Source organism: Priestia sp. SIMBA_032, from assembly GCF_046535215.1.
Lineage (GTDB): Bacteria > Bacillota > Bacilli > Bacillales > Bacillaceae_H > Priestia > Priestia aryabhattai.
Genome location: NZ_JAWRXD010000018.1, coordinates 1 through 24,051, shown reverse-complemented (window position 1 = coordinate 24,051; position 24,051 = coordinate 1). Strand labels below are relative to the sequence as shown.

Annotated in this window: 29 protein-coding genes and 2 pseudogenes; 11 read left to right on the top strand and 20 right to left on the bottom strand. The window is 29.8% G+C overall.

Going from position 1 to position 24,051, the window contains the following annotated elements; all coding sequences use genetic code 11:
• Positions 1 to 26: 26 nt before the first annotated feature.
• Together SB717_RS27500 and SB717_RS27495 are read right to left on the bottom strand one after the other, a co-directional pair.
• Positions 27 to 608 (bottom strand): annotated as a pseudogene (locus SB717_RS27500) (MFS transporter); the annotation flags it as partial.
• Between the two features lie 178 nt (positions 609 to 786).
• On the bottom strand, positions 787 to 1,146 hold the full coding sequence (locus SB717_RS27495) for a carbohydrate ABC transporter permease (RefSeq protein ID WP_410905732.1): 360 nt from the start codon (positions 1,144 to 1,146) through the stop codon (positions 787 to 789).
• Between the two features lie 183 nt (positions 1,147 to 1,329).
• Between SB717_RS27495 and SB717_RS27490 the strand changes: the two genes are divergently transcribed.
• Positions 1,330 to 1,470 (top strand): hypothetical protein, encoded by a 141-nt coding sequence (locus SB717_RS27490; protein WP_410905730.1) that lies wholly within the window; start codon positions 1,330 to 1,332, stop codon positions 1,468 to 1,470.
• A 427-nt stretch (positions 1,471 to 1,897) separates the two neighbouring features.
• On the opposite strand, the gene SB717_RS27485 is transcribed toward SB717_RS27490, so the two are convergent.
• Complete coding sequence (locus SB717_RS27485) at positions 1,898 to 2,209, bottom strand: hypothetical protein (RefSeq protein ID WP_410905728.1); 312 nt, start codon at positions 2,207 to 2,209, stop codon at positions 1,898 to 1,900.
• Between the two features lie 446 nt (positions 2,210 to 2,655).
• On the opposite strand from SB717_RS27485, the gene SB717_RS27480 reads away from it, so the two are divergent.
• The gene (locus tag SB717_RS27480) at positions 2,656 to 2,928 is read left to right on the top strand and encodes a GlsB/YeaQ/YmgE family stress response membrane protein (protein ID WP_410905726.1); all 273 of its coding nucleotides are present in this window, start codon (positions 2,656 to 2,658) and stop codon (positions 2,926 to 2,928) included.
• Between the two features lie 33 nt (positions 2,929 to 2,961).
• Entirely contained in the window at positions 2,962 to 3,087 is a 126-nt protein-coding gene (locus tag SB717_RS27475) for a hypothetical protein (RefSeq protein ID WP_263033319.1), read from the top strand.
• A gap of 299 nt (positions 3,088 to 3,386) precedes the next feature.
• On the opposite strand, the pseudogene SB717_RS27470 reads toward SB717_RS27475, so the two are convergent.
• Positions 3,387 to 3,692, bottom strand: a pseudogene (locus tag SB717_RS27470) (ArsR/SmtB family transcription factor).
• Positions 3,693 to 4,005: 313 nt separating this feature from the next.
• Here SB717_RS27470 and SB717_RS27465 point away from each other — a divergent pair.
• Positions 4,006 to 4,143: a MerR family transcriptional regulator gene (locus SB717_RS27465; protein ID WP_410905794.1), complete on the top strand. Its 138-nt coding sequence runs from the start codon at positions 4,006 to 4,008 to the stop codon at positions 4,141 to 4,143.
• Positions 4,144 to 4,272: 129 nt separating this feature from the next.
• Here the strand turns inward: SB717_RS27465 and SB717_RS27460 are convergent, their stop codons facing one another.
• The 5 genes from SB717_RS27460 to SB717_RS27440 all read right to left on the bottom strand — a co-directional run bounded on the left by SB717_RS27460 (position 4,273) and on the right by SB717_RS27440 (position 9,287).
• Positions 4,273 to 4,995: a hypothetical protein gene (locus tag SB717_RS27460; protein ID WP_410905724.1), complete on the bottom strand. Its 723-nt coding sequence runs from the start codon at positions 4,993 to 4,995 to the stop codon at positions 4,273 to 4,275.
• Positions 4,996 to 5,071: 76 nt separating this feature from the next.
• A complete protein-coding gene (locus tag SB717_RS27455; protein WP_410905722.1) occupies positions 5,072 to 5,887 on the bottom strand; it encodes an HNH endonuclease in 816 nt (271 codons plus the stop codon).
• 444 nt (positions 5,888 to 6,331) lie between these two features.
• Positions 6,332 to 6,880 carry a L,D-transpeptidase gene (locus tag SB717_RS27450; RefSeq protein ID WP_410905720.1) on the bottom strand — a complete coding sequence of 183 codons (549 nt, stop codon included), beginning with the start codon at positions 6,878 to 6,880 and terminating at the stop codon, positions 6,332 to 6,334.
• 291 nt (positions 6,881 to 7,171) lie between these two features.
• Positions 7,172 to 8,593 (bottom strand): sensor histidine kinase, encoded by a 1,422-nt coding sequence (locus SB717_RS27445; protein WP_410905718.1) that lies wholly within the window; start codon positions 8,591 to 8,593, stop codon positions 7,172 to 7,174.
• Entirely contained in the window at positions 8,586 to 9,287 is a 702-nt protein-coding gene (locus tag SB717_RS27440; protein ID WP_410905716.1) for a response regulator transcription factor, read from the bottom strand. Before SB717_RS27440 ends, SB717_RS27445 begins: the two co-directional genes overlap by 8 nt.
• A 154-nt stretch (positions 9,288 to 9,441) precedes the next feature.
• On the opposite strand from SB717_RS27440, the gene SB717_RS27435 reads away from it, so the two are divergent.
• Together SB717_RS27435 and SB717_RS27430 are read left to right on the top strand one after the other, a co-directional pair.
• Entirely contained in the window at positions 9,442 to 10,191 is a 750-nt protein-coding gene (locus tag SB717_RS27435; RefSeq protein WP_410905714.1) for an ABC transporter ATP-binding protein, read from the top strand.
• Complete coding sequence (locus SB717_RS27430; protein WP_410905712.1) at positions 10,188 to 12,803, top strand: ABC transporter permease; 2,616 nt, start codon at positions 10,188 to 10,190, stop codon at positions 12,801 to 12,803. Before SB717_RS27435 ends, SB717_RS27430 begins: the two co-directional genes overlap by 4 nt.
• Before the next feature lie 19 nt (positions 12,804 to 12,822).
• Here the strand turns inward: SB717_RS27430 and SB717_RS27425 are convergent, their stop codons facing one another.
• The 11 genes from SB717_RS27425 to SB717_RS27375 all read right to left on the bottom strand — a co-directional run bounded on the left by SB717_RS27425 (position 12,823) and on the right by SB717_RS27375 (position 19,968).
• Positions 12,823 to 13,230 (bottom strand): vitamin K epoxide reductase family protein, encoded by a 408-nt coding sequence (locus SB717_RS27425; protein ID WP_410905710.1) that lies wholly within the window; start codon positions 13,228 to 13,230, stop codon positions 12,823 to 12,825.
• A gap of 73 nt (positions 13,231 to 13,303) precedes the next feature.
• Positions 13,304 to 13,501, bottom strand: a complete 198-nt coding sequence (locus SB717_RS27420) for a hypothetical protein (protein WP_410905708.1) — start codon at positions 13,499 to 13,501, stop codon at positions 13,304 to 13,306.
• 77 nt (positions 13,502 to 13,578) lie between these two features.
• The gene (locus tag SB717_RS27415; protein ID WP_410905706.1) at positions 13,579 to 13,776 is read right to left on the bottom strand and encodes a hypothetical protein; all 198 of its coding nucleotides are present in this window, start codon (positions 13,774 to 13,776) and stop codon (positions 13,579 to 13,581) included.
• Positions 13,745 to 14,479: a DsbA family protein gene (locus SB717_RS27410; RefSeq protein ID WP_410905704.1), complete on the bottom strand. Its 735-nt coding sequence runs from the start codon at positions 14,477 to 14,479 to the stop codon at positions 13,745 to 13,747. Before SB717_RS27410 ends, SB717_RS27415 begins: the two co-directional genes overlap by 32 nt.
• Entirely contained in the window at positions 14,476 to 14,745 is a 270-nt protein-coding gene (locus SB717_RS27405) for a hypothetical protein (RefSeq protein WP_410905702.1), read from the bottom strand. Before SB717_RS27405 ends, SB717_RS27410 begins: the two co-directional genes overlap by 4 nt.
• 20 nt (positions 14,746 to 14,765) lie before the next feature.
• Positions 14,766 to 16,532 carry an ABC transporter ATP-binding protein gene (locus SB717_RS27400; RefSeq protein ID WP_410905700.1) on the bottom strand — a complete coding sequence of 589 codons (1,767 nt, stop codon included), beginning with the start codon at positions 16,530 to 16,532 and terminating at the stop codon, positions 14,766 to 14,768.
• A gap of 26 nt (positions 16,533 to 16,558) precedes the next feature.
• Positions 16,559 to 16,972 (bottom strand): MauE/DoxX family redox-associated membrane protein, encoded by a 414-nt coding sequence (locus SB717_RS27395; protein ID WP_410905698.1) that lies wholly within the window; start codon positions 16,970 to 16,972, stop codon positions 16,559 to 16,561.
• Positions 16,973 to 16,991: 19 nt separating this feature from the next.
• Positions 16,992 to 17,405, bottom strand: a complete 414-nt coding sequence (locus tag SB717_RS27390; protein WP_410905696.1) for a hypothetical protein — start codon at positions 17,403 to 17,405, stop codon at positions 16,992 to 16,994.
• A 59-nt stretch (positions 17,406 to 17,464) separates the two neighbouring features.
• Positions 17,465 to 19,255, bottom strand: coding sequence for an asparagine synthase-related protein (locus SB717_RS27385; RefSeq protein WP_410905695.1), 1,791 nt, complete (start codon positions 19,253 to 19,255; stop codon positions 17,465 to 17,467).
• A gap of 3 nt (positions 19,256 to 19,258) precedes the next feature.
• Positions 19,259 to 19,687: a lasso peptide biosynthesis B2 protein gene (locus SB717_RS27380; RefSeq protein WP_146273904.1), complete on the bottom strand. Its 429-nt coding sequence runs from the start codon at positions 19,685 to 19,687 to the stop codon at positions 19,259 to 19,261.
• Positions 19,684 to 19,968, bottom strand: a complete 285-nt coding sequence (locus SB717_RS27375; protein WP_410905692.1) for a PqqD family protein — start codon at positions 19,966 to 19,968, stop codon at positions 19,684 to 19,686. The genes SB717_RS27380 and SB717_RS27375 overlap by 4 nt, the downstream gene beginning before the upstream one ends.
• 390 nt (positions 19,969 to 20,358) lie before the next feature.
• On the opposite strand from SB717_RS27375, the gene SB717_RS27370 reads away from it, so the two are divergent.
• The 5 genes from SB717_RS27370 (at position 20,359) to SB717_RS27350 (ending at position 23,970) form a co-directional block, all read left to right on the top strand.
• Positions 20,359 to 20,934 carry an accessory gene regulator ArgB-like protein gene (locus SB717_RS27370; protein ID WP_410905690.1) on the top strand — a complete coding sequence of 192 codons (576 nt, stop codon included), beginning with the start codon at positions 20,359 to 20,361 and terminating at the stop codon, positions 20,932 to 20,934.
• A 128-nt stretch (positions 20,935 to 21,062) separates the two neighbouring features.
• Positions 21,063 to 21,191: a cyclic lactone autoinducer peptide gene (locus tag SB717_RS27365; RefSeq protein WP_410905688.1), complete on the top strand. Its 129-nt coding sequence runs from the start codon at positions 21,063 to 21,065 to the stop codon at positions 21,189 to 21,191.
• 569 nt (positions 21,192 to 21,760) lie between these two features.
• Entirely contained in the window at positions 21,761 to 22,498 is a 738-nt protein-coding gene (locus tag SB717_RS27360; protein ID WP_410905686.1) for a sensor histidine kinase, read from the top strand.
• 13 nt (positions 22,499 to 22,511) lie between these two features.
• Complete coding sequence (locus SB717_RS27355; protein WP_161595656.1) at positions 22,512 to 23,234, top strand: LytR/AlgR family response regulator transcription factor; 723 nt, start codon at positions 22,512 to 22,514, stop codon at positions 23,232 to 23,234.
• A 577-nt stretch (positions 23,235 to 23,811) separates the two neighbouring features.
• On the top strand, positions 23,812 to 23,970 hold the full coding sequence (locus SB717_RS27350) for a hypothetical protein (RefSeq protein ID WP_410905684.1): 159 nt from the start codon (positions 23,812 to 23,814) through the stop codon (positions 23,968 to 23,970).
• The last annotated feature ends 81 nt before the right edge of the window (positions 23,971 to 24,051 follow it).

The following is a 24,051-nucleotide window of genomic DNA, read 5'->3' as shown; positions in this document are numbered from 1 at the left end:
CTTAACTATAGTTAAATATTTTATTAAACTAATGTTACTCCAATCACATACATCATCAAAAACCAAAACTTCTTTAAAAGAAAAAGTTGTCCAACATCCTTTAATTTAACGAATTCAGCTTTTTCCCATTCATAGTTTGTGACTTCTATTTTCACTGATAAAATAATTGCAACTAAGATAATTGCTGAAACAGTTGCCACCCAAAAGTTGATATTGGGATTAATATTAAATAGCTGACCTGCAAAAAAAGTTGCTGACACCCAACCTAACGAACCCCACATTCTAGACTTTCCGTATTCGAAATTCTATTTGCGGCTAACTTTTTCAACATAGGTTTCAAGGGCGCCAATACCTGCAGAAATACCAACTCCTAAATAAATAGCTTTCACAGCTGCACCTAAAATCACATTATATTTTAAAAGTGGCCCATATATATAAATATAAAATGGTCCTACAAATACAAGCAGTAAACTAATAAAAGATAATATATTTTTCTTTAGACCTATCTTGTCGGAGATATAACCATATACAGGCTGTATACACAATGCGAAGACAGCGTTTACAGAGAAAATCAAACCTGTGTCTGATCCACTTAAATTTAATTCTTGCTTGTTGCTCCTTTAACTAGATATATAGAATCTTTGAAACAAAAACTGAAAGCACTTTCAGATTCATTTTATGTCAACCGGTTTCACAAGTCAATATTTTTATGTCAACCGGTTGACATTAGGTTTAAAAATTAACCATACATAGTTAATGGTTTCGCAACAACAACCTAATTTTTTCTTATTTAATACCTGTTCCTGAACCACCAATCCCTTCTAAAATATATCGATGAGCCACTATATAGATAAGAATTAATGGAATGGTGGATATTGTTAAAACAGCCATAACTTGATTCGTGTAAACCGGCTCCGTACTATTGATAGCTGTAATTGCTACTTGAATCGGAAATTTTGACTTATCCGTTAAAACCATTAAAGGCCAAATATAATCATTCCAACTTCCGATAAAAGCTAAAGTTCCAACTGTAGCAACAGCCGGTTTAGACATCGGTAACATAATCCTCAAGAATATTTGCCACGTATTTGCTCCATCCAATTTGGCTGACTCAATAATTTCTGCCGGAATAGCCTTTGTAAGCAATTACATTTATAATGAGAATTAGGTTGGACAACAAGCGTGGCTGTCATTGTATATGGCGTAGGCGGGGCCAGTATAAGATAAAAATAGCTTATCATACAAAATACTTTATTGATTTGTATGTATAAGAGATTGCTAGTTGGGCGATAATGAAAAATAGGAACTCGCATAAAGGAGGTCAAACTATTGAGCCAATATAAACAGGTTTTCTCTACATTCATTAATGAAGAACGATTTGACTTACATTCATACCTTACTTATCTATTTATCAATGAATGTCAGGAGGATGTAGTAAATCAGTTAGAACAGGAACATGTAAATCAATAAATTGATAAATATGAAAAACTGAAAGGATAACTAATAATGAATGGGAAAATTGTGTAGGTGACTTTATCTTTCTAAACAGAAGGAATGAGTCGCCTATTGGTATTTCTTCTAAATATTCACTCTCATTAAAAAAATTACAATTTCTACTTCTTATCATCTACTAATCTATCTTCCACTTTCCTTTCAAGAAGTTGTTAAATATATCATAATCAAAAGTTAATTTTATAATAATCTAACTTTAATAAACCTTTAATAATGTAATGTTTATTAAAAATAAAATATAAATATATTTTACAAATAGAAGTAAATGAATAAACTCTATTATAAAAAGTAAAGTTTTATCATTTACTTTAGATGACGACAAATGTGGACTTTTTCTACATTCTATGTAAATACTAAAGGTATTATAATTAAAATATTTTACTATTTACTTAACGTTATAGAGTTTCCATATATTTTTCTCTTTATAACCTATATATTCACTCCAACGTTCTCCTTGTCTGATATAATCTTCAAACGTATCGTTTCTAACTACAATATAACCACCGCATTCATCTGCGGTCTGTTTCGCAATGGATAGTGTATCAAAGGGGAATGCAAACAATTCATTGTTTGTAAATTCGTAACTAGAAATTTCTTTCCTCTTTACGTTTCTACATGATTCATTTACATAATATAACCTACCTAACTTTATAAAATAATATGGATATTCTTTGTTAGGCAATTTACTTCCCTCCATTTCTACACCCTTCAATTTCTTTATAAGTAAATATTAACCTGTTATATGGATTTAAAAACCTAAAATCTTTCTAAAAAAGCTACTCTTTTAGAGTAGCTTCAATTACGCAATGTTACTGGTTACGCTACCGGAATAGATACCAATTAGGTAATGGCGTCGGAATTCTTTAGATATCATGTAGCTATTAGAGTAAGTTTGCCTGTCTACTCAAAAATAAAAAAGACCCTTACTGCGGTAGGTAAGGGGTAGGTGGTGATGCAAGTTATTCTTGGCTTTTATATGCTGATAGCTGTCCTAATCGCTTATCTTTTTCATAAAACAGTCGAGAAATGAGAAGGTGTCCTTTTATATAAGAGAAAAGCTTTAATCAGGAAAAAAATAACAAGGTTAATGAGTTTTAGTAAGGGGTAAAGTCAATTAAACAATTTAAAAGGAGGGAAGTATTAATGGAGATTCTATGGATGCTAATTGTAGGTGGAATTATTGGGTGGCTTGCCGGTTTAATTACAGGACGCGACGTTCCTGGAGGTATTCTTGGTAATATTATCGCAGGCTTTATTGGTTCTTGGTTAGGCGGCCTTATCTTAGGAAGTTGGGGGCCAGTCATTGGTGGTTTTGCAATTATCCCAGCAATTATTGGATCAATCATTTTAGTATTAATTGTAAGCTTTCTTTTAAGAAAAATGAGTCAAAACAAGAATCATGGTCATCATGTATAAAAATTGAAAAAACTTAAATTGGAGTGACTAGAAATGAGAGAAGAAAATAATTCTATGCTATATGATTTTATTGAAGATAATCAATTTGAACTAGATTCTTACCTTACTTATTTGTTCGATGAAATTAATAATGATAGCGAAATTCTGCCAGAAGATTAATGAGATTACAGATATTTTATTATAAAGAAAAAGACGAAAAAATAATAAATCAGAATATAGTATAAGCGACCTTAGTAACTTTGTTTACGGTATATAGGGTCGCTTATTATTATGGACAATAGTTAAACAAGAACCAAAACGATTAAAACAATGCCTGATAACCGGCATGTTTTCTCATCTTTTATAGCATCAACTGATCTCTATAAATGGGCCAGATTGTATGTCTTAGGTTGCCGAATTACAAAAACTAATGTCACTAAAAACATTAATGATGCTAAAACTACTGATACCCCCAATTACTAACAACAACTAATGCGTAATCCTTGTTTTTCTAATTCAATTAAACGATCATCTTGAGTGGGTAACGAATCGAGTATACTTACTAGAAAATCATAATGTTCGTGTGTTTGATTACTCGAATAGAAAATCCATTAACCTTTTCTCTTCTCTTTTACTAGCCCGATATCTTTTAACTTACGTAAATGCTGACTAATGGCAGGTTGACTGGCCTTATAAATTTCAACTAGTTCACATACACAACATTCATTTGTTTGTAAAAATTTCATCATTGATAGCCGTGTTTTATCTCCTAATAACTTGAGGATCTGAGCTGCCTTTTACATCTCGATTTCTTGCTGCTGTTTCTCTTTTACGTTGAGTACCTTCTTCTTTATTCTCATTTCATCACATGATGTTTTTGGGATATATTTAGATATTTAAATGGTACAGATTAAAATATTTTTTTGTTTTTTTGTTGACTTAAACCACGGTTTAGGTCATATCATATTCCTGTCGACAGTAAAAGATAAAATTTGGAGGTCTCCAGATGAAATATTGTTCAATTAGCGAAGTTTCAGTCAAATTCAATATTCTAGAATCAACGTTATGTTATTATGAAAAAAAGGACTCCTACCACTAATTGAGCGAGATGAAGCTGGTAGAAGATTATATTCAGAAGACCAGATTTCGCTCCTTGAAACCGTCATTTGTTTAAAAAACACGCACATGCCCATACGTGGTATTAAGCAATATATTGATTGGGTAGTCTTTAAATAAAGCTTCTGAATTTACAAAAAACGCTATATAAAGTTTAGTCTTTTTTGATGTAAAGTACTGTAGAAATATTAAAGAATGAAAATATAGCACCATCCTAGTGATTAATAAAGTAGGTAGTCAATAATTTAATTATTCTTCTACTACAAACTCTTCCCTCATTATCTTTTTCAAGGAAATAACTTTATTTGGTATCTTCTCTGCTAAAGACTCATTGGCCTCAAAAATTTCAGCATTACCTAAGTACATAGGGTCATGATTATTTATGTACTCGAATAAATCATCCAGTAATTCTACACATTTTTCAGCAACCGTTTCCGAAAAGAATAATTCTTTATAAAGAAAATAATTATTTGCGTCAATTAGTTTTTCTTTCGCTAGATGATAATCATACCTATGCCTAATTTCAGCAGTTTTTCTAACCGCTTCCTCTATGTTGCTTGAATGTAATAATTTTATCATTTCCATTTCCTTATGGCTTATCTCTAGTGTTTCAAGGTATTGACCTAACTCTTCCACTGTAAGTCTTCTTATATCAGGCATCGTTCTTATTCCCCTGAGATGAAATGTATATCCTATAACATCTTGCATTAATGCATAAAACTCAGGGTACATTTCTCTCCTTTTTGAATTATACGATTCAAAACTGAACATTAATTTTTGCTGATTATGCTTCAAATCTTCTATTTGACTATTAAAATCTTTTTTTACTTCCTCTAGTTTTGTATCATATATAAATTTTATGCCTGATTTCATTGCTGACCTTATTATTAAACCCAACCCTGCTAATATTATGGCAATGAAAGAAAAATTAACTTTAAAATCATCCCAACCATTCAGTAGAAAATCTTTCATAAACTGTCTTTCTCCTCTCATACCCATGGTAGACTTTATAAATAGAGATAAATAAATTTATATATCATTTATTTAACTAATCATCTTCAAGTAAATCATTTTTGTAGTAGCTAAGAAAATTTTTATAATCGATAAAAATGCCTCGTTTTTTTAATCCCTCTACTCTTTCATCATATAGCTTACTAAGTATTTCTTCTTTTTCTTTCAAGTTGGAAGCATGATGAATTTTCTTATGGCAGACTACACATAGAGAAACCATATTTTCGATAACATCTAGACTATTGTGAAAATACTTTTGAAAAGCTAATGGGATTAAGTGGTGTGCTTCCACATAATTTTTTTGAGTAGTTGATGAAATAAAATGTAAATGTTTAGCATTGAATTCACATAAGTAATTTGCACGTTTAGTTACCTCAATAGATAACATGCGGTTTCTAGAATACCTTACCCCTGCACTTATTAGTTTTTTAGGTGATTTATTTGAAACCTCATCGTCTTGAGTATCATGTCTTACTTTTTTATTAAACAATTCTAAATAAGCTTCCCTACCGTATTCTGTATCATAACATTGACGAGATAATTCATACATATAGTTAATTAATAGATTATTAGACAAGCTTATTTCTTTATTAATTCCTAAAAGTTCTTGAAGAAAATTTATCATTTGTTTTGTTTCTTTAATTGATAAGCTATTCGCAGTTTTCCTGTTTTTAATTCTTTTAATGACACCGGCTTTTAAAATCCTATAAGAATCAGGCATTTTTCTTCCTTCTTTTCTCTCTTTTAAAGCAACAGCTTCTAATACACTAGATAAAATTTGTCTGTTTTCATTTAAAAAAGCCTTTCTCTCCTCTGATAAGCTTTCACTTGCACTGAAATATAACTTGTCCATTGTTAACTCCTTTTTAGATTATAATAATAAACCTTGATACAATCTCTTCAATTAGCTAGCAGAACTATCATTACTTGTTTCAAAAAGTAAAGTATTACGATAGACAATTTATGGTGTTCACTTTTAATAATTCAACAGTCAGATGAAAATTTTTACACTCATACCTGTATCGATTTTATCTTTTGGTGTCTTAATAAAGTTCTCAATTTGATATTGGAGTTAGTATAGTTTCATGGACACCATTTAATTAAGCCCTTACAATGATGAGTTTAAGAAAACCATCATTACCACATGTTTAGCCTTTTCGATTTTTGCTCGCATAATCATATCCTCCTTCACCATATTTTTCATCTATTTCTATGATAAGGGCTATATGGAAAGAAGACAAAGAAAAAGCAGCATCCCGTAATAAATACGGAATGCTGCTTAGTAATTAATTGTTTTTCATTTTATAGCCTTTGAATTTATATCCATATACGCTTGTAAGATCAACAAAGCTCTTATAGGAATAAGTAATGGCAACCGGTGTCCTACTTGAACTTTATCATAAAGCTTTTCAATATCTGCATTGTGCATTCTCACGCAGCCTTGACTCACGTATTTTCCAATGCTGCTTTCATTGTTATTGCCGTGAATGCCGTATGTATCACCATACGTACCATTCGCATTTAATCCTAACCAACGTTTTCCTAACGGATTACGAGGATCGCCCCCAGGAATATGTCCTGTATAATAAGGACGATTTTTAATCTTATTCACGACTTTAAAAAAGCCAACAGGCGTTTTATCCCATGTTTTCCCCGTTGCTACTGGATCAACGATTTCAATATAGCCATTGTGAAAATACGCAAGCTTATTGTAATACTTGTTAATAATAATCAAATCCTGATTCGCTGGCTTGCTTGCTGCTTCTGTTTTCCCCTGATTTACTCCACATAATGCGACCATTAATAAGGTAAGAACGGTCATTGATTTAATAAAAATGTTCTTCATAAAAATTCTCCTCTTTTTTATATTTTTATATGAAACGAAAAAAGCACCTTCCAATTAGAAAGATGCTTTTTCATCACACTCATTTATAAATAAAAACCTAGTTAATTGACGATTTTGACGTGCAGAGAAACGCTCTCTGACGAAATTAACTTTTGTTTTGCGTATAACTACTCATTCGATGCAAATTTCAGCACTTTAGAAATTTTTAATTTCTTGCTATGGTTATATTTTATTAACAAAATCCTGTTTCAGAAAGAAATGAATTATTAGTAAAATAAAAAGACTACATTGCTAAGATGTAGTCCCAATAGGTAAGACAATTTCGAAAGTAGTTCCTGCCCCATCATTACTATAAACTTTAATAACTCCTCTATGTTGATCTATAATTTGTTTAGCTATAGACAACCCCAATCCAGATCCTCCTGTTTTTCTATTTCTGGATTTCTCTCCACGATATAAAGGCGTAAATATATGAGGAATCTCACTAGGTAGGATGCCAATACCGTTATCTTTTATAATTATTTTGCAATACTCTCCATTTAATGCTGTCACTGTAACACATACTTTTCCTTTGTTAGGAGTATATCTTATAGCATTTCCTATTATATTTTCTAAAGCTCTAGATAAAAGATACTGATCTCCATTTATAATCATAACTTTTTCATTATTATAATCAGATTGTAAACTTATCTCTTTGGTTACAGCTGATAGATAAAATCCTTTAACAGTAATATCGACTATATTAATTATATTAATTTCCTTAAATTTAGGCGTTGTTTCAATATAATTGACAGTAGTAAAAGTGTATAAATCATTTATGAGTTCATTTAAAATATTAGCTTTATTATAACTAATATCAACATACTTATTAATTTTTTCTGGTGTACTAGCCACTCCTTTCTTTATCCCTTCCAAGCAGCCTCGAATAGAAAAAAGAGGAGTCCGTAAATCATGTATGATAGAAGATATGAAAATTTTTCTTTCCTTTTCCATTTCATTTTGTTTATCCAGAGAATTTTTTAATGTTTTTTGCATGATTATTATAGCTTCAGATAGCTCATTTATTTCTTTTACCGGAGTATAAGGTACTTTAAAATCAAAATTTTGCTTACTTACTGAATCAGTAGCCTTTCCGAATTCCCTCAAAGGAAAAAGGATTTTCATTTTAATAAATCTTATACTGATAATTAGAATTAATAAAAATATAAATAACCATATGAACGCTCCTCCCCATTCATTGATTATATATGATATCCATTTATTGGGGGTTTGTTTTATTTCAAAAGTCCGATTATCTTGGACATAAGCTACGCCTAGGAGCTTGCCATTAGAATATACCGTATATTCCTCCAAGAAACTGGACATTCCTAATTTAGTTTTTGGAATATCTGAATTTAATTCATATTTATTAGAATTGGTAATGTTAGAGAATATTTGCTGGTTTTTCCGGTCTATTAGCCTTATTTTAATACCTAATTTATTAGTTTTTTCATTAATTGACCTCTGCCAGGATAAATTATTCCATTCTTTCACATCATCTAAAACAAATTGTTTCATCCATACATCTAAGTTATCCAATTCCACATTCTTATAAGGAGAGTAAAAATCTTCATACAGATGAACTGTTAATCTCGTAATCAATAAAGGAATGACTAAAAATAAAATTAAAAAGATTAAAGCCCACTTCTTTATAGATAACTGAAAATTATTCACATGAAACCCCTTCTGCTTTATAACCTACTCCCCACACTGTAGATATCTTAAAATCATTTGTTTTCTCCTCTATTTTTTCTCTTAACTTACCAATGTATACTCTCACACTATGAAAATCTCCTTGATTATAACCCCAGATTTTTTCAATAATTTGGTCATATGTAAAAACTTGATTAGGATAAGTTAAAAAGAGCTTGATAAGGTCAAATTCTTTCGCTGTTAGAGTAACTTTTTCATTCTCTATAAGTAACGATCGCGTCATTATATTTAATTCTAAACTCTTAAATCTTATAATATTATTTTTTTTATTTTTCGATTGAGTATCAAAATTATTTAGCCTTCTTTCAATTGCCTTAATCCTAGCCACTATTTCCCCTGGGGTGGCATCTTTTACGATATAATCATCGGCCCCAATGTTTAATCCTCTAATTTTATCTGTATCATCTTGTAGAGCACTAAGAAAAATTATTGGAATGCTATAAATTTCCCTTAAGCTTTTACAGAGAGTAAAGCCCGATTCTTCTGGCATCATAATATCTAATAATATAAAATCAATATCTACTTCGGAAAGAATTTTTTTGGCGCTTGTTCCGTTTGTAGCCTTATAAATTTCATAACCTTCAATACTTAAAAAATCTTCTAGAAGCTCAGCAATGTCTTCTTCATCATCTACAATTAAAATTCTTTTATCCACAATAAATCCCTCTCATTAAGTAAGATATACCTAATTATAGCAAAAAATCCTTTTATTTGTTATTTTCGCTAATTTTTTATACTTTTTTGATATTTATTGAATAATATTTTTAGAATTTTTTACTATGATAAATCCTATAAGGAGGTTATGGAATATGAAAACAATATTAAATGTAGAAAACATTACTAAAATATATGGTGAAGGATCTAGCGAATTTTATGCACTAAAAGATGTAAGTGTGAGAGTAGAGGAAGGCGAATTTCTAGCAATTATGGGGACTAGTGGGTCTGGAAAATCTACTTTATTAAATATGATGTCTGGCTTAGATAAGCCTACTACGGGTGAAGTAATTTTGGGTGGTCAAAAGGTTAACGGTTTAAATGATTCTGCTTTAACAACTTTAAGAAGGGATAATATAGGGTTTATATTTCAATTTTTTAATTTAATACCCGTTCTTACAGCTTTAGAAAATGTTACTTTACCCATCGATCTTGCAGGAAAAAGAAAAGCAGAAACAAAAGGAAAAGAAATTTTAAAACTTTTAGGAATTAGTCAATTAAAAGATTCATATCCTTCTCAAATGTCTGGCGGTCAGCAACAACGTGTTGCAATAGCGAGGGCATTAGTAACAGAACCTAAAATTATATTAGCTGATGAACCAACTGGTAGCTTAGACTCTAAAACAGGAAAAGAAATTTTAAATATATTGAGGCATTTTTGTGATAATTTAAATCACTCCTTAGTCATGGTTACTCACGATGCGAATGTAGCATCGTACGCACATAGAGTGATTTTCTTACAGGATGGGGTAATCCAAGATGAATTAGTATTAAAGAATAAAACTTTATCTGCCAAAGATAAAGTTTCTAGTATAACTGGAAAAGTAGAAGGTATTTTATTATGAGTTTAATTTTTTCTCTAGCAAAAAATTTTCTTAAATCAAGAAAAAGCAGAACAATATTGTCAATTATAGGTATTTCAATTGGCTTCATGTTACTTATTTCATCTAATATACTAATGAGTACTTTAGAAAAATCAAATGAGGACATAGTTGAAGACAAATACGGCAATTATGACTTAATAGTAGGGTACCAAAAATCCAGTTTATTTTTAGATAGTAGTGATATAGACAAAATTAATAAATTTGACAATGTTCAACAAACTAGCCCGTTTCTTTATCCATATATCGGTAAAGATAACCCTTATAAAAAAGAGATGGAAATTCAGCCAATGTATGTGGGACTGAAAAATGATTCTTTATCAAAGGAGCATGAATTCACAAAATTATCCTCAGGTCATCTACCTGGAAAATCTGAAGTAGTTATTCCATATAGCTGGTCTAAGGCAAAAAATTTAAAAATTGGCTCTACATTAACTTTGCCATTTCCACCAAATGAAGAGAAAACCGTACGTGTTTCAGGAATTATGAAGAAAAGTGAATACCTTCACTCAGTTGTTTTATTCCAATATGACTGGTTAGCTAAGGCTACCTCTCAAAATAATCATGTCACAACATTAATGATTAAACTAAATGACTGGCATGCAAAAGGACAAGTAATAAATCAGTTGAAAGAGATTGATCCTAAATTCTTTATTGATAGACAAATAAAAATGGATAAAGAGCGTGAGCAATTAGGGGGACTAAAGCCTGTTGTTCAAGGATTAAATATAGCTGTATTAATTGGAAGTGCCCTTTTATTAATTAGTACATTGCAAATGTCAATTCAAGAAAAGAAAAAAGAATTAGCTACTCTAAGGTTATTAGGGGCAAAGAAGACACAAATAGCATGGTTAGTTATTTCTGAATCAGTAATTATTGCAACTTTATCTGCTATACTAGGTGTCATTTTTGGTATAGGAATTTCTTTTATTCTAAAGGGTGTAATAACAAAAGTGAGTGGAATATCAATAGAAAACATTTATATTGAATGGACCTCCATTATGTATAGTGTATTATTAGGTATTCTTATAACAATAGTAGCAAGTATAATTCCTGCTACCTTAGCTAGTAAATTATCTCCTATTCAAGCATACAGACAATCCATTGACACGGAACATAAAACAAAGATTGTTTTACCTTTTATTAGCATTTGTTTAATTTTCTCATCTATTGCTCTAAGCTTTTTTAATTATATAAAAATCCACGACCCTAAGGTCTATATACTTTCAGCTGCCATATTAATTTTATCTTTATTCTTGGGTATTTCTTTCTTGTTAAAATGTACCGTTAAAATATTGTCTTTTATAATTAGACCTTTTTTAAAACAATATAGCTTATTAGCAAGTCGTAATACAATTAGGCAATTACGAAGAAGTATACAAATAGCTGGTGTAATCATGCTGGGTGTTATTATAAGTATTGTTGGAATAAGTGTTTTAACTACAGTGAGAGATACAACAGAGAAATCAATATTAACGAAGTATCCTCTAAGTCATGTAATTGACTCTAATTCAGAGTATGATGAACCTGGATTACCGTTAACTTTTTATAAACAAGTAGACAGTATTCCTGGGGTGAAATCAGTCCCAGTTTATAAAGATATTACAGTATTTACTCAAAACTTTGATGAATCTAATATTAAAAAGGATTCAAAGCTTATGTTGTACGATGTAAATAAAAAAAGCGAAGTCATGACAGGTCTACAAGGTGTAGACTTTAATAAGATGAAGAGCAGTTTACCCTTAAAAGTGACTAAAGGAAGTATAAACACAAACGAATTAAACCAAGGTGGAGTGGTCATAACAGATTACGGTTCTAAAGTGTTAGGCTATAAATTAGGGGACCACATTAAAGTTATCCATGATACTGAATTAAATTTTAAAGAAGATAAACTTGAGTATAAAGATGGAAAATCTAAAGAGCAAGTACTCAGTCTAAAAGTAGTTGGTATTATAAAAGATTATCCTATGCAAGAAGGTCCTGACATAGGTATCTATACTTCACCTGAATTTATGAAAAAACGTTTTAATATAGATAGTATAAATGAAGTCTATTATAAAATACTCGATAAAAAATCTCAAAGTAATATAGAAAATAAGATTGAAACTTTAATCGGAAGTCAGCCTTCATCTAAAGTTATATTATATAACCGTCAAACTGAATTAGAGACGTTGTATAATCAATTTAATCAAAGGGTTGCAATTTTATTATCATGTGTTGTGTTAATTTGTTTATTAGCTATGATAGGTCTAATGAACGGTATGGCAAGTAGTCTTCAAGAACGTTCACGAGAGTTTGCTACAATTCGCGCTTTAGGAAGTAAGACCAAAAATATAGTTCGTTTGACATTAGTAGAAGGTGCCATGGTCACATTAGGTGGTGGAATCCTGGGAGTTCTTTTTGGATCCGTACTATTAAACCAACTATTACTATCACTTGATAATAATAGTATTACTCTCCCTTGGAAGATGATATTAATTTGTTTAATCACTACTCCTGTAATGGGTTTAATTGCGACCTTAATTCCAGCATTGTATTTATCGAAAAAAGATATCCTCAAGGAATTATCTGAGTAATAATATAAGCCAGCTATAATTAGCTGGCTTGATTTAATCTTGTATTATTAAAATTTCTTAACTTGATGTTTAAGGAGATAAATAAAAAGGATATAATAATAAAAGAGAGGGTACACCAAAAACAAATCGCATTAATTTTAAATATGGAAATATAAATTAAATAGATTGAAAATACGAATGCTATACCGGTAATAACTATACCTACGTATAGATAACTTTTACTCTCCCTAAGAAAGAATAAGTAGTTTATAATGATTATATAGCCAAATATTCCTATTAACGAAATTGGTACCATGCCTATATGTGAATACGAACTTTTTGCAACTATATCGCATCCTCCAGTTGGACAATAGGAAATATTATTTTGGCTAAAATATAAGTAAGAAGAAATTAAAAGGCCAACAACGCTTAATACTTTATTGAACATATTATTTACGCTCCCAAATTAAAACATGTACCACTGGAGGTGCGACTCTAGTGATACATGTAATATTTTCAAATTATTGAGGATTACCTTGGCATGTTGATCCATTCATTGTTGTGCAAATACAATGTTTTCCAGTTGATGTGGAAACAAGACGGTATTTTCTGTCTGAATCATCAAGTTTCCAACCTTCGATACCAACTCCACCACAACCTTGGATCGTAGTTAAAGCATCACCAAATTCAATAATTGACGGGCGTGTATATGTTTTCATAATAAATTCCTCCAAAAAATTAGTTATTGTCTAATGCTGTTTTTGGTCTTTTAATTACATTTGCAATATTAAGTTTTTTAGTTAAGGATTGGTTTACAAGATGTACCACTCAGGCTTGTACAAACACAAAGCTTTCTTCCACTAGTAGTAATGTATTTATATTTAGAATCCGAGTCATCAAAAGTAAAACCTTCGGTTCCCCATCCTCCACAACCTTGGATTGTAGTTAAAGCATCACCGAATTCAATAATTGATGGACGTGTATATGTTTTCATAATAATTCCTCCCAGTATAAGTAGTTAATTTTTTATTTAAAGCTGTATGATTTACAGCATTAGACTCTTTAATTGAGTTATCAATGATTTTTTTTAGTTCCTTAGAAGACGTAGGGGTACCTAACATCTTTTTATTGTCGATAATCATCACAGGAGTTCCTATAACACCTAATCTCTTAGACTCTGCAACATTTTGATCTAATGATTCTCTTAAATTCGAAGATTCTAGGTCAGACTTAAATTGTTTCATATTTAAATTCATTTTTTTGGCATAAGACAATAATTGATTTTTATCTTCTACCCATGAAGAATTTTCAAATAATAATGTATGCATTCCCCAAAATTCACCTTGTTTATTAGCAGCCAATGCTGCCATAGATGCTAAATCAGCATTCTTATGCTCACTTGGCGGTATATCTTTATAAATAACCTTGACTATACCTTTGTCTAAATACTTTTCTTTAAATTGTATATCTTCTAGTTGTTGATTCAATTCTTTACAAGCTTCACAACCATAGTCAGAATAAATAAAGATTGAAATAGGAGCTTTAGGTTTCCCCACTTCAGTTCCACTCTTTGAACTAATAAGTGACATATCTATTTTTTTATTGGCCTCTACTTTTACCTCGGGCTTTAAAGCAAAGTGATAAAATAAAAGTCCAAATATGCAAATTACACTTGTTACTAATATAATTTTCTTCATGTTTTTCTCCTAAAAGCCACTGCAGATAATACTATTGATGTAATTAGTGAGGCTACACATACAATTTCATATAATAATATTTTTTGCTCACTGAGTGCAGTGTTATCACCACTTAGCTCAACAGTATTTGATGCATGTTGACTCGATGCTTGTTCTATTATTTGATCTACTCTTTTTACTTCAAGATTCTTTTCTCGTATAAAGAGAGTAGCAAATGTTAAAAATAATATAAAAAAGCATATTGATAAAATTTTAACTATCTTCATTAAATTCTAATCTCCCTCTTTTAAGAAAATACTTGCTGCTTATATTGTTTTTGGTATAGAGACGAATAAAGTCCTTGGGATGCGATTAGCTCCCTGTGGCTCCCCATTTGTACAATCTTTCCTTTTTCAAGAACTACAATCTTATCACACGATTCTATAGTAGAAAGTCTATGAGCTATAATAATTACAGTTCTATTACTTGCAAGATCTTCTAATGCACTTTGGATCATATATTCGGAATGAGTATCTAAAGCAGAAGTAGCTTCATCCAAAATTATAATTGGTGGATTTTGCAAAAAAGTTCTTGCAATAGCTATTCTTTGCTTTTCTCCTCCAGATAATTTATAACCTCGCTCACCTACTATGGTGTCGTACCCTTGAGGAAGAGAAATAATTTTGTCATGTATATTTGCCATTTTAGCTGCATTAATTAATTCTTCTTTACTTGCATCAGGTTTAGAAAGTAAAATATTTTCTCTTATCGTACTATGTAATAAATAGACCTCTTGAGAAATCATCCCTACAATATTGTGATGATTATCTGAATCCAAGTCGTTAATATTATGATTATCAATCAATATTTCCCCATTATTTGATTGATATAACTTAGCAATTAAATAGGCGATTGTTGTTTTACCAGCCCCACTATGTCCTACTAAGGCCACTTTTTCTTTAGGGTCAATTACTAAATTAAAATTATTGATAATTTCGTTATTCTCATCATATCGAAAAGAAACATTATGAAATTCTATTTTTCCTTCCACGTTAGATAATTTTTTTGTTCCATCCATCAAGCACATTTCATTCTGTAAGTCTAAGTACTCAAACAGTCTTTCAAAATGTATTTGTCCACCCTTTATTGTCATACCTAATTGACCAATTTGTTGTATAGGGTTAAATAAAGAACTTATGTATCCAGAAAAAGCTACTGCAATCCCAGCTGTTATTTCAAATGGACCTCCTGGTCTGCCGAACCAGTAGACAAGGAGTGGAGCAATCATAATCCCAAGATCAAACACACTGTCAAATGCAATTCCTAATTTTGTTTGAGATAATGTATAGTTCCTTATGTTTTTTGCTGATTTTTCAAATTCTGTTTTACCTATTGCTTTTCTACCGAATAATTTAGATAAGATAATACCATTAATACTCAAATTTTCAGTTACATAAGAGTTAAAATCAGTTATACTTTCAACTAGTTTCTTGCTAAACTTATAAGCCATTTTCCCTACCAAGGGCATTGGAATAAACAAAAAAGGTATAATTACTAACATTATGAGAGACAGTTGCCAACTGATTAAAAACATTGCAACGAGTGTAGTGATTAAAGATAAAACAGTTTGTATCGTGTAAATAATTGGTTTAAAGATGATATCACCTATTGAATCTACTTCAGTTGTTAAACGACTAATAAATTCACCAATTTTTGTGCTTGTAAAGAAACTAATATCTTGATTAAGTAATTTATTATGTAAATCCTTTCGAAGATTAAATGTTAAATTACTTGTAAAAAATACAATTAAATAATCTTGTAATGAATGCAAAATTGTTTGAATCATTTGAATCCCTAACACAAGAACAAGCATTGTACTCATGTTGTGAGAACTTTTTCCTGAGAACCCTTTATCGATTATTTCAGCTATAATTAAAGGCGTGAGAGGACTCAAAACTGCTTGAATTATAATTATTAAAGAGATTAAGGTTACTGGCCCCCAGCGGTTTCCTGATATTTCAAGCACTCTTTTCCAAATACGCCAAGAAAATTTAGGGGGATCTATATATTCCATTAAGATTTTATACCTCCTTCATGGTGCTAAGCATGTATCATTAAAAGAATTATTAGTAATAATAAGCTATAGGCTATATTGAATGATAATTTTGACCAAGTTACTTTATCAGGGGCGTGTAATCCGAAACAACCACAGCCAAATGGCAAAATCTTGTTAAACCTTAACACCATGAGAAAGATAAAGATTATTTGCAGAAGCATCGCAATAATTAACGCGTATTCACGAAAAATATTTAAGATAATCATACAGCTTAATACCATTTCTAAAGGCCCTATTACAATAGAAATCGGTAGTGTCAATCTATTAATAATAGGAACATCATAACTTTCTACTACTTTTCCAAATGCATAAGGGTTTTTAATTTTCCCACCACTACTTTTTAAATAAACTGCACCTGCTAATAAGCTTAAAATGTTAATCAAAATATTATTAGTCATTTCAATTCCTTCCTTTAAATCAGGAAACGCCATAGTTAGTGTTTAGTTTTATTTTCGTTAAGAAGTTATTTAGCTCTTCAATAGATAATACATCAGGCCCTTGTTTTAGCTCTGAAGTCTTTTCACCTTTTTCTAAATATATAATCGAAGGTGTAACATCAATTTCATATCTATTAGTAAACTCACATGTAGGACAATGTCCAGTTAAAGGATCTAATCCTTCTACAGCATTCACAAGTATATATGGAAAATTACTTTTTTCTAATACATTCGTTATTAACTTCATTTTCCTTATAGTTTGTACGCAAGTGTATTCATCAAAAATTACAGCAATTAAATTTATATTTTTATTGATAATGTCTTCTACTTGATTAATAGGGGTAACTTGGCTGTTCAGAACTTTATTTGTTCTTGAAACTCTAATACCTGTCAATATCAGTAAAATAGAAAATGTGATTAGAATAATTATTAATTTTAAGATTTTAAATCACCTCAACAAGAATGTTCTTGTAACCATAGTTCAAGTTGAAGAGCAGAAATGTAATCCATCCCCTGAGTTAGTTCTCCATGTCTATAACGATCAATCTGCTCTATGAATTTTTTCCCATCGACAATTTTCATATCTGCAAGTATAGATTGTTTTAACATTGGATATATTTTGTTCCACTCTCTTTTTAACCCTTCAAAGAGCAACATATTAGTAGTTGCTTTGCCATATTGATTTAATACGTCAGATGGAATAATTCCCTTCATTGCTCTCCTCAATAAAACTTTTGTTTGTGCATCCTTTATCTTCTGATCAGTAGGAATTGCGAACAAAAATTCTACAAGTCTTACATCCAAAAATGGATAACGTGTTTCTATCCCTAAATTCTCAGAAATCACACGAGTATAATTAAGATTTTGTGCCTGGTCAATGTAGTCATACTGTGCCCTTAAACTTGGATCTTTGATAGTATTACGGTCACTAGCTCTTTGTAGTGCAATTTCATGGCATTTAGGTAATAGGACAGTGGGTTTTTCGTGCTTTCTCTTAAAAGTTTTTAAACCGTACTCTCTTATAGCCCACAAAAGAGGATCATTATTACTTTTGGCCAGCTGCTTTGATTCGGATAAAAATTTGATAATTTGAAATTTACGTAAGTATTCAGAGATATAATAAGGATTAAAACCAAAGACCTGATCACCTGCATAACCTGTGAGTACTACATTAGAGTTATGTTTTTTTGCTTTCAAATAGGAGTTATATACCATGGCATGCGTCATAGAGTTTCTACAGGGCTCATCCATATCAGGAGCATAATTAGGAAATCCTTTTAATATCCAATAATCATCACTTACTAAAAATTCATAATTCTTTTCGTTATATTTCTCTAAGACAGGCATTATATAATGACGTTCATCAGCTTCAGTATATTTGTCAAAGACACAAGAAATAGGAAGAACATGATTAGGTTGATTAACAGATTTAGCTAATGCATAAATTGATGTAGAGTCTAATCCTCCACTCATCATTACCGAAACTGTTGAATTTCCTCGCAAACGAGATGATATTGCACTTGTAAATACTTCTGTAAAATGTTCAGTGTAATCTTGCTTATTTATGTAGGTTATTTTTTTATTCGGATTTAGTTTCCAATACTTTTTTATCTGAAAATCCCTCGACGATACGGTGATACTAGAACCTTTTGGTAATCTCTTTATGCCTGGATACGGTGTTTCATAATCATTTGGCATACCTTTTCTATATAAAAAATCAATTAAATAATCTTCATTCCAATCCGTTATATTTTTAGTATTTTGAATATTCCTTATATTAGTGGAAAAAGAAAATTCACTGGCCGTTAATTTATAGAAAAAAGGTTTTATACCTAAGGGATCTCTTGCCCCAAAGAGAGTGTTATTATCTTTATCCCAGATTAAAAATGAAAAATCTCCTAATAAATAATCACAACACCTTTCGCCCCATTTTTTATAGGCAAGTATTATAAGCATAGAATCTAATACGTCTCTTTTATCTACTTTTAAATTTTCTATCAAAAACTCCCTATTATCTAATCTACAATCAGCAACGATATAATAAGGACCCATATAAGTAACTTTTGCTGAAGAATTTGTTTCTTTATTGCCACTAAGGTTAACTTCGGCCATTGCAACATTCAGTTGAGTCATGACATATTTCGTTCCAAGTATGGAACCTTCTGTACTTTGTAACATTCTATTTAAAAAATCTAATGTTACATTTTCATAATTTCTTTTATAAACGCCACAAATTAACCCCATTGATTATATCCCCTTGAGTATTTTTCTAGTATGAAATTGAACTTTAAGATCTTTTATAGTTTCAGGAAAATCGTTTATTACTTGGCTATTAAATTCAAGCCAGGCATGGGATGTAAAAGGCTTTTTCATTACACCAATAACTAAATCTATAGGTATTCCTCTTTCTCTAAATATATGATAGCTAACTAAAGACCTGTGAAGACACCTAGCATTTCCAAAAAAGTTAAAACAATTTTTCTCAACTACTTCAAGGATCATTTCAATAAACTCCATATCTTTTTCAGTTAAGTCCCTTAACTTTGGCGGGGGAATACTACCCTCTGAAAGATAGTTTTCATAAATAAGTTTAAAGCCATTTTTTTTCATTTTTGTATCTAATTTTTTTACTAATAAGTACGATTTTATGTACCAATAATATTTTTTGAAACTCATGTTATTTTTACCAATCCTTTACTCTCCAAAGAATAGATAAAATCATTAACGTCTGCACTTATAGTTTCTTTGTCATGCTCAGAGATTTGGTACGTAATTAATAAGTAGTCCTCTATTTCTTTTATACGGATACTATCTCTAGAGTTAGAAATCAAACTCCATATATCAAGTCCAATTTCATCCAGACTATAGTATATTCCACTATCAATACTAAATAGAATGGCCTCGTTATGTAGTTCTGTTAATTGTACATTTTGAATAACACATATTTCCCTACTCATTTCCTTCCTCCTTGAACTAAGAGGTATTAAATACTGTTCCTGCATTTAATAATAGATTATTGTATAAAAAAGAAAACGATATTTAGACAAACAAACATTATAGGTGGATGAATAAATTAAATTAATTGATGAATGAATGGGATATTAGTCGAAATAAAGCCTAAAAAACAGAAAATATTGTAGATTTATTGATTAAAAGGGAAAATACACAAAAAGTTAACCTATTTTTACATTTCCTAAGTTGAAAAGAAATAACTGTAACTATATACTATAATTTGTATTAAATACTAATATATGTAGATACGTAGTTTTTACGAACTATGTAAATTGATGTGTATGTGTTAGGTTCTTCCATGAATTTGTACTTTAGTAAGGAGGTAAAATGTTTAGATGAAAGTTCTCTCTTTAAAAGTGGGGAGGTATTTAAATAAGTATTCACAAGATGCTTATGAAGAATCAATTATTTGTTATGGAGTAGAGGTTGTATTAAACAGCTTGATCAAAGTAGCAACTTTATTAATGCTAGGTATTATGTTTAACCAATTATTCTTATTATGTGTAATTTTATTTTGTTTCTGTATTTTGCGTTTGTTTTCTGGAGGTTACCATTTTAAAAGTTTTTTATATTGCTATATAACATCTCTTCTTTCTATTGTTAGCTTAGTATCTTTGTCTATATTCTTAAGCGATTATATTTCAAACACACATATATTCTTTATCTTAGTGTTTAGTACTTTTTTTTCGCTAAATATTTTAATGTTTATAGGTCCACAAATTAATAAAAATAGACCTAATAGTAACAAAAAGATTTTTTTTCAAATTACTTCAATTCTTATAGTAATCTTTTTATTTTCACTCTCTGTATGTAATTTTTATTTACACGTACTTCCTAGAAGCTATTCTATTGGCATTTCTTTAACCGTTTTTTATCAATGTCTATTACTAACATTGTCCAAGTCTTCATAAAAATGTTTTTGTATTTCTTTAATCTGCTTAAACCCCTTGTTTAAGCTAGGTATAAATCATACTATCAATTATTACTTATACATTAAGAATTTTAATTTAAGGAATTTCTAAGGACAAGGAGAAAAAATATGAGAAAAATACACAAATTCTTTGCATTTATTTTTTACACTATAGCCTGTAAAGAAGTTACAACTGCGAGCTTTTTTTTAATTCACGAACCCACAATTCCTAAAGAACTTAGAAATAAAAATTTATAACTTTTTAATATTAAACTATGATTGTATTATTTTTGAGTATTATAGAAAATATACTTTTTTTCATTTTCATATTACAACTTCTTGGTCTTCAATCTAAAAAATATTGGAAACAACTTTTGTTTTTTTCTGTTATCTATGGTTTATTGACAAGTTTAATAACAAATTTTAATTTATTACTAAATTTCAAATTATTATGTAATATTATCATCCAAATTATATTGTTAAAATATATATTAAGAATAAAATTAGTCGTTAGTATAGGCTTAACCTTAATTAGTTCAACCTTACAAATCGTGATAGAAAGCATAATCTTTTTTCTACTACAAATTTTAAATCTTAAAATGTCAGGTCTTGATCTAAAGCTTTGGATAAGTGCTTTTACGTTCCTAACAATAGGCGGAATATCTCTACTTTTATATAAGTACTATAAACCATATAAGAAAGCTAAAAAGTTAGATTTTTTCTTGAAAAACAAATATATTTTTTGCATTTTCAGTTCCACTTTAATTTTGATAATAATTAACATTCTAAATTTTTTCAGTTACAGTTTAATGCCTTCCTTGGATAAAATGTTTAAATGGTTTACTCTAGTATTCACACTTTTTTATCTTATTTTCATATTTTTATTATTGCTAAAAATTTTAAAAATATATGAAGACGAAAATCTAAGAATTACAGAAAAAGCATACTCAAAAAGCTTCCAAGATCTACTTTACTCTATAAGAAGTCAAAAGCATGATTATTTTAATCATATACATGTATTACATAGACTAATTATAAACGGCAACTATAATGAAGCAGTTAAGTATATAGATTTTACTTGTTCAGATATCATTTACACACAAGAGTTAATTAAGATTAATAATCTTCCCATTTCTGCTCTTTTAAATGCCAAATTCGAGATAGCTAAATCAAAAAAAATACTATTCAATTTAAATATTAATCAACAATTACCAGTTTCATTAAAAATAAAATCTTTTGAGTTAGTACGTGTATTAGGAAATATTATTGATAATGCAATTGAAGAAGAAATGCGTAGTAATAAATCCGAAAAAAAAATTGATATAAAAATCGATTGTTTCATGGATGCATACCTAGTAATTAGCGTATGGAACAAAAATTCTTTTATTAGCCAAGATACAATGAGGAAAATTTGCAAAGAAGGATTTAGTACTAAAGATAGTTTTAAAAATAAGGGTTTAGGCTTATCCATTGTTTCTAAAATTTTACGTGATTACAATGGACATTTGGACATTGAAAGCAGTATAGAAAACGGGACGACATTTTCTATTTTTATCCCATATTAGGTAGGTGACTAGAGTGTCTGAAGTAATTATTATAGAAGATAATAGTGCATGTCGTAAAATCCTAAGAAATTATTTGGATAAATATCATATTAATGTTCTTGGAGAATCCTCTTTAGGATTGGATTTATTCAGTTTATTAAACGACAACAAGCCTGAATTTATATTTTTAGATATTGATTTGCCAGATACAAATGGAATGGAATTAGCGAAAAAAGTACATATATTATATCCAGAAGTAGGTATAATTTTCACAACATCACATGCCCATTATGCAAATGAAGCTTTTGATATTGAAGCAATTGATTTTTTAACTAAGCCCTATAATGAAGAACGTTTGTGCACTTGTCTAAAAAAGATGTCTAGATGGAAATCTAAGGAAAATTCTACTTTACAAGTTCCACTTTATATAAAACATAAACATGGACTAGAATTGATAGAACAAAATAAGATTATTTTTATAACATCTGAAAATAAGTACACTGTATTACACTATTCTACCCAAGAAGGTAAGCAAAAGGTTTTAAAGACTCATGAATCTTTAAAATCTATTGAAGAAAGGTTAGATCGTTCAAAGTTTTCAAGGGTCCATAGAAGTTTTATAATTAATATTCAACAAATTAATCGTATTGAAGCTTCAGGACAAACTCATTTGATTTCATTTAAAAACTCCAATAAAGTTGCATTTTTGAGTAAACAATATTTGTTATCACTATACAAAAAATTAAATATTGTCTAAAACGTAAACCTACAAATAATATTTTTTATTTGTAGGTTTATAATTTTATACACAGGAGATTTACATAAACCGTACTTCTAACTATCATAGTATACTTTATTAGGGATTGAGGTTAGTATATGCTTTTAATTTAACCATAAAGATAGCATTATCTATACTAGCTCTTGTAATAGTATATGAAGTTATCTCTGAAATAAAAGAAGGTAAGAAAGATAAGATTACTATACATACTTTCACTATATACCTATTAGTACTTGGAGCTGTATTTCCTTAAAATTAGGCCTCCTCTTATGTAGAAAAGCAGATTTCTTATGTGTAAATAGCATGAGAACTCTGCTTTTTATTAATTTTCTTTTAAATGGTAGCATTTAAACTTATAGGCATATACATGCGTTAGCACTATATAATATCGGAAAAATTTATATCAAAAGGTCCAAAATGATTCTTATCAAGAAACCATTTAAACCATTTTTTTAAATATATATAATATAAGTATTGTTTTTGGGAATTATATCCTTTAAACTAAATACAAGTCACTCATTTGAGTGACTTGTATTTGAAGAGTGTGAGGGATTATATGACTAAAACACCGTCCGGATTTAAGCGTTTAAATGCTGATATTCCCGAAGAATTGTTCAAAGCATTCGCAAAGAGGTGTATTGAAGAAGGCATGAGCAAAAAAGAATTTCTTGTTCAACTTTTGGAAAAAGAACTCTTTAAAGATTCAAAGAAGTAAAGTAAAAAAACAAAATAAAAGGGCACTTTCCCTGCCAGGAAAGCACCCCATGTAGAACTCGTAAGGACTTCTATTATAACA

Bases quoted from the DNA above. Each gene is read 5' to 3' on its own strand.
- SB717_RS27485 (WP_410905728.1), bottom strand. From the start codon at position 2,209: ATGGAGGGAAGTAAATTGCCTAACAAAGAATATCCATATTATTTTATA.
- SB717_RS27480 (WP_410905726.1), top strand. From the start codon at position 2,656: ATGGAGATTCTATGGATGCTAATTGTAGGTGGAATTATTGGGTGGCTT.
- SB717_RS27475 (WP_263033319.1), top strand. From the start codon at position 2,962: ATGAGAGAAGAAAATAATTCTATGCTATATGATTTTATTGAAGATAAT.
- SB717_RS27460 (WP_410905724.1), bottom strand. From the start codon at position 4,995: ATGAAAGATTTTCTACTGAATGGTTGGGATGATTTTAAAGTTAATTTT.
- SB717_RS27455 (WP_410905722.1), bottom strand. From the start codon at position 5,887: ATGGACAAGTTATATTTCAGTGCAAGTGAAAGCTTATCAGAGGAGAGA.
- SB717_RS27450 (WP_410905720.1), bottom strand. From the start codon at position 6,880: ATGAAGAACATTTTTATTAAATCAATGACCGTTCTTACCTTATTAATG.
- SB717_RS27435 (WP_410905714.1), top strand. From the start codon at position 9,442: ATGAAAACAATATTAAATGTAGAAAACATTACTAAAATATATGGTGAA.
- SB717_RS27430 (WP_410905712.1), top strand. From the start codon at position 10,188: ATGAGTTTAATTTTTTCTCTAGCAAAAAATTTTCTTAAATCAAGAAAA.
- SB717_RS27425 (WP_410905710.1), bottom strand. From the start codon at position 13,230: ATGTTCAATAAAGTATTAAGCGTTGTTGGCCTTTTAATTTCTTCTTAC.
- SB717_RS27420 (WP_410905708.1), bottom strand. From the start codon at position 13,501: ATGAAAACATATACACGCCCGTCAATTATTGAATTTGGTGATGCTTTA.
- SB717_RS27415 (WP_410905706.1), bottom strand. From the start codon at position 13,776: ATGAAAACATATACACGTCCATCAATTATTGAATTCGGTGATGCTTTA.
- SB717_RS27410 (WP_410905704.1), bottom strand. From the start codon at position 14,479: ATGAAGAAAATTATATTAGTAACAAGTGTAATTTGCATATTTGGACTT.
- SB717_RS27405 (WP_410905702.1), bottom strand. From the start codon at position 14,745: ATGAAGATAGTTAAAATTTTATCAATATGCTTTTTTATATTATTTTTA.
- SB717_RS27400 (WP_410905700.1), bottom strand. From the start codon at position 16,532: ATGGAATATATAGATCCCCCTAAATTTTCTTGGCGTATTTGGAAAAGA.
- SB717_RS27395 (WP_410905698.1), bottom strand. From the start codon at position 16,972: ATGACTAATAATATTTTGATTAACATTTTAAGCTTATTAGCAGGTGCA.
- SB717_RS27385 (WP_410905695.1), bottom strand. From the start codon at position 19,255: ATGGGGTTAATTTGTGGCGTTTATAAAAGAAATTATGAAAATGTAACA.
- SB717_RS27380 (WP_146273904.1), bottom strand. From the start codon at position 19,687: ATGAGTTTCAAAAAATATTATTGGTACATAAAATCGTACTTATTAGTA.
- SB717_RS27375 (WP_410905692.1), bottom strand. From the start codon at position 19,968: ATGAGTAGGGAAATATGTGTTATTCAAAATGTACAATTAACAGAACTA.
- SB717_RS27370 (WP_410905690.1), top strand. From the start codon at position 20,359: ATGAAAGTTCTCTCTTTAAAAGTGGGGAGGTATTTAAATAAGTATTCA.
- SB717_RS27365 (WP_410905688.1), top strand. From the start codon at position 21,063: ATGAGAAAAATACACAAATTCTTTGCATTTATTTTTTACACTATAGCC.
- SB717_RS27360 (WP_410905686.1), top strand. From the start codon at position 21,761: ATGTTTAAATGGTTTACTCTAGTATTCACACTTTTTTATCTTATTTTC.
- SB717_RS27350 (WP_410905684.1), top strand. From the start codon at position 23,812: ATGACTAAAACACCGTCCGGATTTAAGCGTTTAAATGCTGATATTCCC.